Origin of the sequence: Arthrobacter sp. HS15c (assembly GCF_040812005.1) — a bacterium.
Classification (GTDB): domain Bacteria; phylum Actinomycetota; class Actinomycetes; order Actinomycetales; family Micrococcaceae; genus Arthrobacter.
Genome location: NZ_JBFOHM010000009.1, coordinates 254,658 through 268,276 on the forward strand (window position 1 = coordinate 254,658; position 13,619 = coordinate 268,276).

Below are 13,619 nucleotides of genomic sequence, written 5' to 3' on the forward strand. Positions count from 1 at the left end.
GATTTCTTTCAGCTGGTGGGGGCAGTGAGGATGCGGCTGTTCATGCGGCGTTGCCACACTTCGTCGGCCCACATGGGGTGATGGGGAGCTGCGTTCGAACACAGAACCATGCCCCAGACACCGTGGTCCAGAGCGGTCCGGATGCCGCGTTCGGCGAGGTCGCGCCCGATCGGGCCTTCCTCGAATGTGCCGTTGAGCGGGGTGTAGCCGATCCACCCTTCGCCCACGACTGCCGGGACATTCTTCCACCGGGCCCACGCCGCAATGGCGATGACGCGCGAGTCGATTTCCCGCCGCATGACTTCGCGGTACGGCCCGTACTCGTTGCAGAGCCAGGTGTCCCAGGCATCCGTGTCGATCAAGTCGTAGCCGTAGAACATCTGGTCGGTCACCACGGTGGCACGGTACTTCCAGTCCGCCAGGCGCCCGTAGTCGGCGACGGACGGGGCGCCGGGCCGCAGCAGGGCCCGAAGTGCCGGGTTGGGGAAGTCGTCGGTACCCTCGGACCGGATGTCGATCCGTTTCTGCAGCGCGTCAAGCACGCCGTAGCTGTAGGCGTGGAACTGTGCCGCACCCAGTCCGTCCGGAAGGGTGTGCATGGCCAGGTGCGGGGGTTTGCCGTAGCTGGCCGTGACCAGCAGGTCCGGGTGGAGTCCCCGCAGGCGGTGAAGTTGTTCGCTGCCGCCGTCCGCGAGCGCCGGCAGGATGGAAAAGTCCACCTCGTTGTGCAGTTCAACGAGGGCAATCCGTTCACGGTGTCCGGCAGCTGTGAGCGCTCCGATGAGGCGGTCCCAGGAATCTGCCAGGAGCCGGAACCGCTCATGGAGCGGGACGGCGTCGATGGCGTCGAACCATCGCGGCGAACCGGCGAAGACCGTCGATTGCTGGTATTCCCAGCTGGCCAGGATGACGACGAGCCCGTGCCGGGCCGCGGAGTCGAAGAGTTCCAGGAGGCGCTCATGCAGGTTGAGCCGGTAACCGCCGGGAGCGTTGTACCAGCGGGTGCCCCTGCCGTAGATACCGCCGTCCGCGGCTTTCCCCAGCCCTTCGATGTCCAGGTCCGTGGACAGGCCATCCAGGCCGAGGTTGCCGAAAAGGAGCAACGGGGCGGCGCAGATCCGGATCGTGTTGTAACCCAGTTCAGCGGCTTTGGCACAGGCAGCGTCCAGATCGGCATACGGGCCGCCGTTCTCGGCCCGGGTATACCAGGAGAAGTCCCAGAGCGTGATGGTCAGCCGGGCCGGCAGATGCGACGGCGGCGTGCCCGTCAGGGAGACGGTGTCGGCGTCGATGGTCCCGGAACCGAGGTATCTCGCTGGTTCTGTCACCGGGTTGCCTCATCTTTCTGGTGTGCGCGGCCCTGTAACGCTCGGCCCTGCGCGGCCAGTGCGCGCAGGGCCTTCGCCGTTTCGATGCGGGCCGCGGCAGTATCAGTGTCGAAAAGCAGCAGCGCAGGCAGGGACGTTGCAAAGTAGTCCGGAGCTGAAGGACCGGACACCAGGGCATCAGCCCGGGCTTCCAGGCTTCCCCAGATGCGTTCAGCTTCCGACTTCCTGCCGAGGCGTGTGTAGGCGATGCCTTTCCAGTACGCGGCTGGCCCGGCTGGCGGAGTGTGGACCGCCAGTGCGTTCCCTTCCCGGCACGCCAGGTGCCAAGCCTCCGCAGCCCCTGCTGCGTCCCCTGCCAGTTCGAGGGCATCTCCGAGGGCGACCAACCGTTCGGCCATGCTGTGGGCCGGGTGGCGCCCCTCGCCCAGGTTTGCGGGAGCTTCAATGCCGTCGCGCAACAAGGCGGCTGCCGCCGTCGGGTCCTGCTCCATGACTGTGCGCGCGCAGAGGACGGCCGCCCGGTCATAGGCCTCCAGCGCCAGTCCTTCGCCGCCTTCGAAGGGCTGGAAGTTGCGTGTGGACATCATCTGAACAGCCTCCTCGGGCCGCCCGGCGTCGGTGAGCAGGTTGACGTAGAGCAGCGCCAGGTCATCGCGGTCCAGGACGGAGCCGTCGTGGCGCTCAATCGCAGCCATCCGCTCCTGGACCGGCAGTCCGCGGAGACCGGCCAGGATGGCGCGTTCGAAAACCAGCCGGGCGTCATCCGGGCTGAACTCGAGGGCACGCTGGAAGTAGGAGTCCGCCGTCGAAGCATCGCCTCCGGTGTTGACCGTGGCGATGGCAGCGTTCCGCCACACCACGGGATCCTCTGAACCATGCGCGATGGAGGTTTCCAGATGGACGAGGGCGTCCCCGGTTCGGCCCGCGCCAAGCAGCCAGCACCCCAGCAGCCCATGCGCCACCTTGTCCTTGGGGTCTGCCTCAAGGACGCGGCGGAGGGCGTCGTAGTCGTCCAGCCCGTAGGGGAACGCATAGGTGGGGTCGCTGCGCCGCGCTGCGGACCTTTCCCGGGACGCAGCCGCAGGTTCCAGCAGTTCCTCCAGCCAGCTGGCACGCAGGTAGTGGCGTAGGGGCTCTGGATTGCCGAATACCTTGTGGGCTGACTCGGCTGAATGTTCCGTGAGGTCCAGCGCGAGCTGCCACTGGCCGGAGCTGGCAATCCAGCAGGCCACCGTGAGTGAGGTCTTCGGGTCCGCCGCGATCAACGAACCGTCAAGAGCCAACGCCACGGGATCCAGCGGATCAAGAGAGAGGATGCTCCGCAGAAGCGCGGCGGCTTCGTCCTGGCGCCCCAGCCTGCCGAGGGCCAGGACGAGCAGGTGCTTCGCGGCGGGGCTGGCCGGGTCCTGCCGCAGGGCAGCTTCGGCGTGCCGGCGAGCGTCGGCATGCTGTCCTGACCTGAGGGCCAGGCGTGCCAGCGCCAGGTACGCGGGGTGAGCCCACGCCTTGTCCCAGGCTGCCTTGCCGAAGCGTTCCTCTGCCGCCTCAAACTGCCCGGTGCGCTCCAGGAGAAGGCCCAGCCGGTAGCTCGCCTCACCGCTGGGCGGGTTCAGGTTGCGGCGGGTCAGCCGGGCAAGTGCGTTCTCCAGCAGCTCACGCGCCTGCTCGTAGCGACCGGCGCCGTACTCTGCCGATCCGAGCGCGATCGAGGCGCGTGAGTCGAGCGGATCCCGGCGGAGCATCTCTTCAAAATAGGGCATGGGTGACCTGGTGGGGTGCCGGTTCTGCATGAGATGGGTAGCGGTGACGTAGAGCTCGTCCTGGCTGTTGATGTCAGCCGGGAGCCCAGGTTCCGTGGCTACCCAGGGCTCCTCGGCGCGGTCTGCTGTTTGACGCGGGGACCACACCATCAGTTCGTCGCCGTCGTGCAGCACCTGCAGGGTGAGGTCAGCCCCGTCCGCCGGGACGGCGAGTTCAACGACTTCGGTGAAAGGGTGGGCAGGCGAGATCCGTTCGGTCCATGAGCCGATGGTTGCGCCCCGGAGCTTAAGGACGATGGTTGCCTGTTCGCGGTTGGCAGTGCTGGATACACCCACCCTGACCGTCCGGCCGGCCTCGCCCAGCTGAAGGGCGACGGCGACATTCAGGTTGGCCTGGTGGGCGGGACCGATGTTGCGGATCGGGTACCAGAACTCGCTGAACGTGCGGGTCTCGCCCGGGGCGAGGTAGCTGAAGTCGGGCTGGTTGTCGGTGAAGACACCGGACATCAACTCGACGTAGGGACCATCGGTGTCGGTCAGGTGGGCGTCCCAGGCGCGTCCCACGGGTCCGTTCCCCCAGGTCCATTGCTTCTTCCCCGGGGAAATGGACCGGTCCGCCCAATGCACGAACCCGGCATTGGCGTCGTGGTCGTAGCCGCCAAAGAAACTGTCCGTGGTATCAGTGATCATGTAGGACGTGGGGACGGGAATGTTGGAGTAGAAGTCAATGCGGTCGGCATTCGCGTGGCCCTGCCCGGCCAACGCCGGGTAATCGACTCCGTAGTAGGGGCGGTCGGCCCGCGGGAAGGACGTGATGGCGCCCCTGGCATGATCCGCAACAAAGCGCACGTCTGTGGGAAAGAACGACTGGTACGCCTCATGAGTTCGGGCCGCAACGTTCGCCCACCAGAGGAATGTCTGCGGCTCATCGGTGCGGTTGTACAGCCGCGCCTCGACCTCAAGCAGGGAACTCCCGGGCCTGAGCCGCACGCCGTGCGTTCCGCGCATCCGCTGCAGCGGATCCAGGTCGCTGTGCCACACTGTGACCTGTCCTTCGTCGCCGTGCTCTATGGAGGTTTCCACGGGCAGGAAGGTCGCCGGCCGGTGGTGCTGCGGCCAGTTGAATTCCACGCCGCCGGAGATCCAGGGTCCGGCAAGGCCCACCAGGCCCGGTTTGATCACGTTGTTCCGGTAGAAGAAGTCGTAGCCTGCCGTTTTGTCGTATCCGATGTGGATGCGGCCCCCGAGTTCCGGAAGCAGCATGAGGCGGACGTATTCGTTTTCCAGGTGGATCGCCTGCCATAGCCGCGGTTCCTTACGGGCGGAGATGCTGTCAATGAACGGCATGGGATACACCTTGCCGCTCGAGCCTTGGTAGACCCTTCGGTCGAGGAACAGCGGATACCGGTCAGGCTCGCCCGGTGCATACGTGTCAATGGAGACAGGCTCACTCCAGCAGGCAACACCACCGGCGTCCAGGACGGCCTGCTGCTCCGGCGGCGCGTCCGGCAGGGAAATACTGCTCTTGGGTTCATCGGTATTCGTCACGGATGCAAGCTTATGAACATTGGCGGGCGGGTCCCATGGCAGAAATGCGCCAAAATATGGACGATCGTGCATCTCCAGCATGACGTTGCCTGGGAACTGGAGGAGCCGTGTTGTCTTGCTGCCACCTCAGTGGGAACCAGTGATGAACCGCTAAAGGTCAGATGGGGTTGGCTGTTATGGCGCCATCATCAATAGTGGCGGTAGCTTTGGATTACTTTTCCTTGGAAGCACCGAGGTATCGGAGGTGCCGCTGATGCAAGGCTTGTCCACGTCGTTGGTGCTGATTGCCCTACTGGCTATCGCAGCGCCCCTCGCGGCCCGCTTCCTCGATCGCGTTGTCAAGGTGCCGATCGTAGTCTTCGAAATTGTTCTCGGAATCATGCTCGGCCCCAGCCTGCTTGGGTGGATCCAACCCGCCGAGTTTACGGATACGCTGGCCCAATTCGGGCTGGCCATGCTCTTCTTCGTTGCCGGCAACGAGATTGATTTCGCAGTAATCCGAGGCCGGCCCGCCAACCGTGCATCTGCCGGCTGGGTCGTCTCTCTGGCGGCCGGCATAGGCGCCGGCCTGCTCCTGGCCCCCACACCGGAGGCTACTGTGATCATCGGCGTGGCCTTGTGCTCCACGGCCCTGGGCGCGCTGCTGCCAATCCTCCGCGACGCCGGGGAATCAAAGTCCCCGGTCGGTATCGCGGTCACGGCACTGGGTGCGGCTGGGGAGTTTGGTCCGCTCGTCGCGATCTCGCTGTTCTTCAGTGGCAGGCAGTTGGGACCGGCCACAGCAGTTCTTCTCGGGTTTGTTCTGCTGACCGGCCTGGCGATTTATCTCGCCTCGCGCGCACGGCATACACTGCTCCACTCCCACGTCACCAGGACCCTCCACACCAGCGGCCAGTTCGCCGTCCGGTCCATCATGTTCATTCTCACCGCGCTCGTGGTGCTGAGCATGGTGCTTGGACTGGACATGCTGCTGGGGGCTTTCGCCGCCGGAGTCCTCTGGAAAGTTGCCATCGCGCGGGCTCCCGAAAAGGACCGGGCGGTCATCGAGACGAAAATCGACGCCATCGCGTTCGGGTTCCTGGTGCCGATCTTCTTTATCGACACCGGCGTGGACTTCGACCTGCGCGCGCTTACCGCAAGCCCGGCCACTCTGGCAATGATCCCCCTGTTCCTGCTGCTCCTGCTCATTATCCGCGGGCTGCCTTCGTTGCTCGCCGCGCCTCCCAACTCCACACGCGCCGACAAACGGGCCATCATACTGTTTGGGGCAACCGGATTGCCGATCATCGTAGCGGTGACAGCCATTGGCCAGGACGAGGGGCTCATCTCAAGCGGAACCGCTTCCGCACTCGTTGGAGCAGGGATGCTCTCGGTACTGCTCTTTCCACTGCTCGCGCTCCGTCAACGTCAACGTCAACGTCAACGCAAACCATCGGGGATCCCTGCGCGGCACCAGGAACTCCCCTAGAAGATGCGCGGATCGAGTGGCGAAGCTCCGGCCAAATAGCCATTGGCCGGAGCTTCGATTCATTATGGCTGGCTGAACCTTGGGATTTGCTGGGAAGCCCGTTCACGGGGACATCATCTGCATCCGGGAAGAACACATCCAGATCGCCGACGCCGTCACCAACCGCCGCGCGTCGGCGTATGCCCCTTTCGGGCGTCGTCGGGCATTGCCATTTCGGCCCGCAGGCCCAGGAGCCGGATTGGACGGCCCGCTTCGATTCCGGCTGCGAGGTCCAAGGCCTGCGCCAGGATTTCGTTCCGGTCGAATGTCTCGGGAATCTTCCTCGCGTGCGTCTTGGTGATGAACGGCGCATACCGGACCTTCAGGGTCAGCCCGACCACGGGCCGTCCTTCCGCCACAACATCCTCAAGGACACGCGCTGCCAGTTCCCGCACGGCGTCGTCCACCTGGGCGGGCTCGGTCAGGTCCCGCTGGAAGGTGGTCTCCCTGCTATGCCCGCGGGCAACCCACGGAGTGTCGTCAACAACGCTGGCGCCATCCCCTCGTCCGAGCTCCGCGTACCAGGGACCCATCCTGGGGCCGAACTCGGGGACCAGGTCCTGTGGGTCGGACGCGGCGAGCTCGGCGACGGTGTTGATGCCGAGTTTGGCCAGCCGGCCGGAGACTTTGGTTCCGACGCCCCACAGGTCCTTGGTGGGCCGGCTGCCCATGACTTCGAGCCAGTTCCCGGCGGTGAGACGGAAGACGCCGGCCGGCTTGCCGAACCCGGTGGCGACCTTGGCCCGGACCAGGGTGTCGCCGATGCCCACGCTGCAATGCAGCTGCGTCCGTTCCAGGACATCGGCCTGCACCTGCCGGGCGTAGGCTTCCGGGTTCCCTGTCTCAGTGCCTATGAAGGCTTCATCCCAACCCAACACCTGGACGGTGGCGCCGGGCTGCGCGCGCAGGGTAGCCATCACCGTGTCAGACGCCGCGAGGTAGGCCTCCTGGTCGACCGGCAGGATCACGGCGTCGGGCACTTTCCGGGCCGCAATGCGCAAGGGCATTCCGGAACCCACACCGAACGCCCTGGCCTCGTAGGAGGCCGTGGACACCACGGCCCGTTCCGTGGGGTCGCCCCGGCCGCCGATAATGATCGGCTTGCCCGCAAGCTCGGGCCGCCGGAGCACTTCGACCGCCGCGATGAACTGGTCGAGGTCGACGTGCAGCACCCACCGGATTCCGTTCACGCCACCAGTCTGCCCTATGCATCCATGGCAGGCACCGGTTCTCCGCCCAGCCGGTTAGAGTGCGCGCTTTCGCCGGTGAGGGCATTCCGGACCGAGGTCCAGGACTTAAGGACTTCCAGCACTGCGGGGTCGTGCTCGGCAAGGATGGCCTGCCGGTAGGAGTCCTCGAGGAGTGCGTCCACGGACACACGGGATCCGGTGGCCGCGCTCTGGATGGCAGCTTCCACCATGGCCAGGCTCATGATGTTTTGGTGGACCCTTCCCATCGGCGTGCTCCCCGTGCGGACAGCCGCCACGAAGTCCCGCAACGACCCCGCGATTTCCTGGCCCGGGTCTTCGCTGTAGCCCGCGTCGGAGGCAACCGAGGATAGAGGGCCGTTGTCGCCGTCCCACAGGACCGTTCCGTGCTCGCCGCTGATCCGCCATGCAGCGTTCCAAGAGGTTTCCTGGCCCGGACTGCACCAGCTGCCGTTGAACACGAAGCGTTCGCCACCGGTCATCTCGAAGATGGCTGTGGACCCCGCATCCCCGCGGTACCAGCTCCAGGCGGGGTTGTACTCCTCACAGAAGACGGAGACGGGATCCGCATCGAGCAGGAACCGGGCCATGTCGAACTGATGGATTGCCATGTCCAGCAGCAGGGGGTGGTCCATGGCGTCCCGGAAACCGCCGAAGTGCGGGGCCTTGAAGAACTCGGCGGAGACGATGCCCACCCTGCCCAGGGAAGAGGACAGGCGCTTCGCTTCGAACAGGTGCCTGTTGTAGCGGCGGGACTGGCTGACCATGAACAGTTGGCCGTGGAGTTCTGCGGCGGCCGCGAGCGACAGTCCCTGGGCCACTGTGGACGCCACTGGCTTTTCGCCGAGGACGGGCAGCCCGGCGGCGAGCGCTTCGGTGGTGACCGGATGGTGAGCGGCTGGGACGGTGACGTTGATGACTGCCTGGGCGCCGACGTCGGACGCCAACGCGGCTGTACCGGCGCCCACCGGGAGGTCGGGACGCCCCAGCGCTGCGGCAGCCGCCCGGGCAGCGTCCACGTCCAGGTCGACGATGCCCGCGAGCTCCACCGAGGCGGACTCTTCGACGGTCCTGAGCCAGGCGCGGCCCATGCCGCCGGCGCCGACGACGACGACGCGCAGTGGAGTGCCGTCGTCGGGGATGGTGGCGAAGGGGGTGCTCACGCGTTGGCTCCCTGGTAGCTCTTGCCGTTGAAGAAGTCACCGGTCTCGTAGCGCAGCAGCTCGGGGACGGCCCGTTCCGGCCGGTCGGTGACGGCCCATTCCACTGCGTTGGCGATGACGCGGCGGATGTCCTTGTGGTGGTAGACGGGGTAGTCCTGGTCGCCGGGGCTGAAGAAGAAGATCTTGCCGTGTCCGCGACGGAAGGTGCAGCCGGAACGGAAGACTTCGCCGCCGCTGAATGAGCTGATGAACACGAGTTCTTCGGGTGTGGGGATGTCGAAGAATTCGCCGTACATCTCCTGCTCAGGGATTTCGATGGGGTGCGGCACCCCTTTGGCGATGGGGTGGGTGGGGTCCACGGTCCAGACGAGTTCGCGGTCCTGTTCGGACCGCCAGCGAAGGGTGCAGGACGTACCCATAAGCTTGGTGAAGATCTTGGACCAGTGCCCGGAGTGCAGCACGATCAGGCCCATGCCAGCGAGGACGTGGCGGTGAACGCGCTCCACGATCGCGTCGTCGACGTCCGAGTGGGACATGTGCCCCCACCAGGTCAGGACGTCGGTGTTGGCGAGGACTTCCTCCGTGAGGCCGTGTTCCGGCTCGTCCAGGGTTGCGGTCCGGACCACGACGGCGGAGCCCAGGTTCTCCTCGATGCCCGCCTTGACCGCACCGTGCATTCCCTCCGGGTACAGGCGGGCCACCAGTTCGTCCCGCTTCTCGTGCCGGTTCTCGCTCCAGACGGTAACGCGGATGGGCTTGCTGTCAGTCATGATTTTCTCCTTGTAGGTGCGGCGGTCTATTTGACCGCGCCGCCGGTGGTACCGGCAGCGATGTATTTCTGGGCTGCGACCAGCAGGACAATGGCCGGGATGGAGGCGAGTACCGCCGTCGCCATCACTGAACTCCAGTCGTTCACGTAGGCGCCGATGTACTGGAAGATGCCCAGCGTCACGGGCCGGACGGCTTCAGTAGTGGTCAGGGTCAGTGCGAACAGGAAGTCGCTCCAGGCAAACAGGAAGGTGAACAAGCCCGCGGTGATCAGGGAGTTTCGGCTCAGCGGCAGCACGATGGACCAGAACGCCCGGACGTGGCCAGCGCCGTCCACCCGCGCAGCCTCGATGACGGAGGCCGGCATGCCATTCATAAACGCCCGGATGATGAGGATGGCGAACGGGATTCCGTGCGCCGAGTCCGCAAGGATCAGGCCTGGAATGGAGTTGAGCAGGCCAAGATCGTTGTACGCGGTGTACAGGGCGTTGGCCACAACGATGCCCGGGATCATCTGGCTGATGAGGATGGCGAACAGGACCACGCCCGCGCCGCGGACCTTGAAGTACGCCAGGGCATAGGCCGCGGGGGCTGCGATGGCCAGGCTCAACGCCACACTTCCGAGTGAGATGACCAGGCTCGTGCCCAGATTGCCGGCCTGCTCGTTAATGGCTGTGGCGTAGCCGGTGAAGTCGGGCTTCAGCGGCAGCCACGAGGTTTCCAAGGTGGCGCCGTTGGGTTGCAGGGATGCATTGACCATCCAGTAGACCGGGAAAAGCATGACGGCCAGGAAGAAGATGGCCAATGCTGTGTACGCCCAGTTCTTCCGGTCGGGGGCGGCCACGGCGCTTCGGCTTGGGAGTGACTTCAGTTGGATTGTCATGGTTTCCTCACTCGTCCACTGCGCGTCGGCTGGCCCGCAGGTAGAGGACCGCGAATACCAGGGAAATGATCACCAGCACGTTGCCCAGGGCCGCGCCTTCGCCGAATTTGAACTCGTTGAAGGACAGGGCGTAGGACTGGGTGGCGATGGTCTGGGTTGAATTCGCGGGGCCGCCGTTGGTGAGGCCAAGGATGATGTCCAGCACCTTGAGCGTGTAGACGACGCCGAGCACCAGCACCACGCTGACCACCGGCCGCAGCATGGGCCACGTGATATGCCGGAACGCCCGCCACCCGGTGGCCCCGTCCAGGGACCCTGCCTCATATAGCTCGTCCGGGATTTCCTGGAGACCGCCGTAGAGGATGGTCAGGTTGAAGGGAATGCCAATCCAGATATTCACCCCCACCACGGCAATCAGCGCCAGGGAAGTGCTGGTCAGCCACGGGATGCCGGTGTCGATGATGCCCAGGTCACCGAGGAAGCGGTTCAGGGCGCCGCTGTCCTTGTCCAGGATCCAGCGCCACACGGCACTCGAAACGATCAGCGGCAGAAGCCACGGCAGCAGAAGCAGCGACCGCAGGATTCCGTTGAGCGGGAACCTGCGCTGGAAGAAGATCGCCAGCGCAAGCCCGATCACGAACTGGCCCAGGATTGACCCCAGCGTAAACAGCGCGGTGTTCAGCAGCGAGGTGGAAAACAACGACGACGACAATACAGTCGTGTAGTTCGCCAATCCCACCCAGGGGGCTTCTCCGGTGAAGAACGTGGACGTGGTGTAGTCCTGGAAACTCATCACGACGTTCTTGACCACCGGGTAGCCAAAGAACAGGGCCATGTAGACCACGGCCGGAACCAGGAAGAGCCACTGGAAGATGCGCTCGCGGCGTTGGCGGCTGCGCCGCCTCGGACGTTGCGCTTCCGTCCCTGAATCGTTGGCGCGTCCGTGCTTCCGGGAGGACTTTCCGGTGGACGGCCCCGCCGCCGTGTGCGATACGTCGGTTGTTAGTGACATGGCTGGCTGCCTACTGGCCCTGGGCTTGCTTGAGTGCGTCGGCCGGCGAGGCGTTGCCGGTCAGCGCCGTCTGGATGGCGGTGTAGATCTTGGTGGCCTGGGCAGGCCATTCCTCGCCGAGCTGGCCGGTGCGTGCACGGGCGGTCTTGATCAGTTCTGTGAAGGTGGCGAGCTTGGGGTTCTCGGATGCGAACGTTTCCGCAAGCGTGCTCTTGGACGGAATGGTGTTGCGGACCTTGGCCATCGCCAGCTGGTTTTCGTCGCTGTTCAGGCAGGCAACCACTTCGGCCGCCTTGGCCTGGCGGGCCTTGTTCCCGGTCTGCGGGACGGTCCAGACTTCCCCACCGAGCGGGGCCACGGACGTCTGGCCGGCTTCACGGACCGGGATCTTCACTACGCCGTACTGAAGGGCCGGCTGCTTGTCCAGGGAAGGAATCTGCCACGGGCCGTTGACCATCATGGCTGCCTTGCCGGCCATGAACTGGTCCTTCACGTCGGCCTGGGTCCAGTTCAGGGCGGAGGACGAGACTGAACCGTTCTTGACCAAATCCGTCCACAGCTGCAGGGCCTGTTCGGTCTCTTTGGTGTCAATCTTCTTTTCGTCACCGCCGTTTGACCACATGACCGGGAGGAACTGCCACGTCCCCTCGTAGGTGGGGTTGGCGTTGAAAGCCAGTCCGTACTGGTCCCCGGACGTGAGCTTGGCGGCTGCTGACTTCAGCTCATCCCAGGTGGTCGGCGGCGTGACACCGGCTTTAGCCAGGATGTCCTTGTTGTAGAACAGGGCGATGGTGTTGACGGTGGGTGCCAGTCCGTAGACCTTGTCCTTGTAGGTGCCGGCGCTGAGCACGCCGGGAGCAAAGTCGTCGGTGCTGATTTTGAAATCGGCCAACGGGGCCAGTGCCCCCGTGGCAGCAATCTGCTGCAGGTCGGGGTTGTCCAGCATGAGTACGTCTGGCAGCGTTTTGGAGGAGGACTGCTGGAGCACCTTGGAGATCAGCGATTTGCCCGGAACAGTCTCGCGCTTGATGGTGACGCCCGCTTTGGTGCCGCATGCGGTGAGGGCGTCGCCGATGAAGGACTTGTCCGGCTCGTTGTTGTAGTAGTCAACCACCGAGATCTCTTTGACGGGCTCAGTGGAGGAAGCCGAATTGCCGGCCGCTCCGCAGCCTGAGATGAACAGCGGCATGCCGACGAGGGCGGCAACGGCCAGGGAGAGCGGACGCGCGGTCCTGTGTGCTGACTTCATTGTCTGTTCCTTTGTTGTGGGAATCGATTTTGTCGATGCGTATCGACGATGCGGATCGATGACTGGAATCGGGTGTGGATCAGGGGCGCTGGGGGATTCAGCTGCCGCGGGGTGGGCGGAGCGTGCTGGAACGGTGCGTGATGACCGTGGGCACCAACTCCAGGGATTCGGTTGGTCCCTGCGGGTCGGCTTCGAGGAGGTCGCAAATAATCTTTACCGCGCGGCGCGAGACTTCTGCCGGGCGGAGGTCGATGGTGGAAAGCGGAATGGGCTGGAGCTCGGCAAGCGTGGGAGAGGCGCTCCCAATCACCGACACGTCTTTGCCCGGAGTCAGGCCGCGGCTGGAAAGTACCCGCCGCAGAACGTCCTGAACGGTGCCGTCAGGGGCAATGAACGCCGGCGTTCCGGTGGTTTCAGCCAAGGCCTTGTCCACGGAATCGGCAATGACGTCGCGGTCCGTGCCGCCCGGCAGGTGAAGCATCTTGACGCCCATGCTCTCCGCGGCCTGGTCGGTACCGGACATAAAGCGTTCCACGTAGTTAACGTGCCGGTCCACTACCTCGCGCTGCCAATCGAGCACGCAGATCACGTCATGCCCTGCTGCGGCGAGGTCCTGGACACACTGTTTTCCGGCCATTTCAAAGTCGGCATCAATGCAGACAAGGCCGGAAGGATCGTGCGGGATGCCGATCAGGACCACCGGGACCTTGAGGCTCCGGACCACGGGGAGCCGCTCGTCGTCGCCCTCCACCTGCATGAGGATCAGTCCGTCGCAGATCTGCTGGCCGACCACGCGCCGCAGGCCAGCTGCCCCCTCGTCCTCGGTGACCAGCAGGATGTCGTGGTCGTAGCGGCGGGCGGTATTGGCGATCACGGAAACGAATTCCATGATCGAGGCCATGTGAAGCTCGGGTATGAACGGAATGACCAGCCCGATGACACGGGTCCTGCGGCTGGCCAGCGCGCGAGCCCCGGCGTTGGGCTGATAGGTCAGGTGCTCGATAGCGTCCTCGACCTTCTTCCGGGTCTTTTCAGAAATCGGCCGCTTGCCACTCAGGACATAGGAAACCGTGCTTTGGGCAACACCGGCGGCCTGGGCAACGTCCTTGCTGGTGGGCATTGCTTGGCCTCCTTGTACCCTCTGCTGGGTGGTTTCTGCGAATCATCGATACGCATCGTCGATGCGCATCGAG

Annotated in this window: 10 protein-coding genes; 1 reads left to right on the forward strand and 9 read right to left on the reverse strand. The window is 64.8% G+C overall.

Annotation, left to right across the window (positions count from 1 at the left end):
• Positions 1–8 precede the first annotated feature (8 nt).
• Together ABV518_RS16650 and ABV518_RS16655 are read right to left on the reverse strand one after the other, a co-directional pair.
• Positions 9–1,328 (reverse strand): cellulase-like family protein, encoded by a 1,320-nt coding sequence (locus ABV518_RS16650; protein ID WP_367768877.1) that lies wholly within the window; start codon positions 1,326–1,328, stop codon positions 9–11.
• On the reverse strand, positions 1,325–4,636 hold the full coding sequence (locus ABV518_RS16655) for a DUF5107 domain-containing protein (RefSeq protein ID WP_367768880.1): 3,312 nt from the start codon (positions 4,634–4,636) through the stop codon (positions 1,325–1,327). Before ABV518_RS16655 ends, ABV518_RS16650 begins: the two co-directional genes overlap by 4 nt.
• Positions 4,637–4,889: 253 nt before the next feature.
• On the opposite strand from ABV518_RS16655, the gene ABV518_RS16660 reads away from it, so the two are divergent.
• Entirely contained in the window at positions 4,890–6,104 is a 1,215-nt protein-coding gene (locus ABV518_RS16660) for a cation:proton antiporter (RefSeq protein ID WP_367768883.1), read from the forward strand.
• Positions 6,105–6,259: 155 nt separating this feature from the next.
• On the opposite strand, the gene ABV518_RS16665 is transcribed toward ABV518_RS16660, so the two are convergent.
• The 7 genes from ABV518_RS16665 to ABV518_RS16695 form a co-directional block, all read right to left on the reverse strand.
• The gene (locus ABV518_RS16665) at positions 6,260–7,315 is read right to left on the reverse strand and encodes a DNA polymerase IV (protein WP_367769010.1); all 1,056 of its coding nucleotides are present in this window, start codon (positions 7,313–7,315) and stop codon (positions 6,260–6,262) included.
• A gap of 32 nt (positions 7,316–7,347) precedes the next feature.
• Positions 7,348–8,514, reverse strand: coding sequence for a Gfo/Idh/MocA family protein (locus tag ABV518_RS16670; RefSeq protein WP_367768886.1), 1,167 nt, complete (start codon positions 8,512–8,514; stop codon positions 7,348–7,350).
• Positions 8,511–9,284, reverse strand: coding sequence for a ThuA domain-containing protein (locus ABV518_RS16675; protein ID WP_367768889.1), 774 nt, complete (start codon positions 9,282–9,284; stop codon positions 8,511–8,513). Before ABV518_RS16675 ends, ABV518_RS16670 begins: the two co-directional genes overlap by 4 nt.
• Positions 9,285–9,310: 26 nt before the next feature.
• Complete coding sequence (locus ABV518_RS16680) at positions 9,311–10,165, reverse strand: carbohydrate ABC transporter permease (protein ID WP_367768892.1); 855 nt, start codon at positions 10,163–10,165, stop codon at positions 9,311–9,313.
• A gap of 7 nt (positions 10,166–10,172) precedes the next feature.
• The gene (locus tag ABV518_RS16685; protein WP_367768895.1) at positions 10,173–11,177 is read right to left on the reverse strand and encodes a carbohydrate ABC transporter permease; all 1,005 of its coding nucleotides are present in this window, start codon (positions 11,175–11,177) and stop codon (positions 10,173–10,175) included.
• 10 nt (positions 11,178–11,187) lie between these two features.
• Positions 11,188–12,426 carry an extracellular solute-binding protein gene (locus ABV518_RS16690; protein WP_367768897.1) on the reverse strand — a complete coding sequence of 413 codons (1,239 nt, stop codon included), beginning with the start codon at positions 12,424–12,426 and terminating at the stop codon, positions 11,188–11,190.
• A 97-nt stretch (positions 12,427–12,523) separates the two neighbouring features.
• Entirely contained in the window at positions 12,524–13,546 is a 1,023-nt protein-coding gene (locus tag ABV518_RS16695; protein ID WP_367768900.1) for a LacI family DNA-binding transcriptional regulator, read from the reverse strand.
• Positions 13,547–13,619 lie beyond the last annotated feature (73 nt).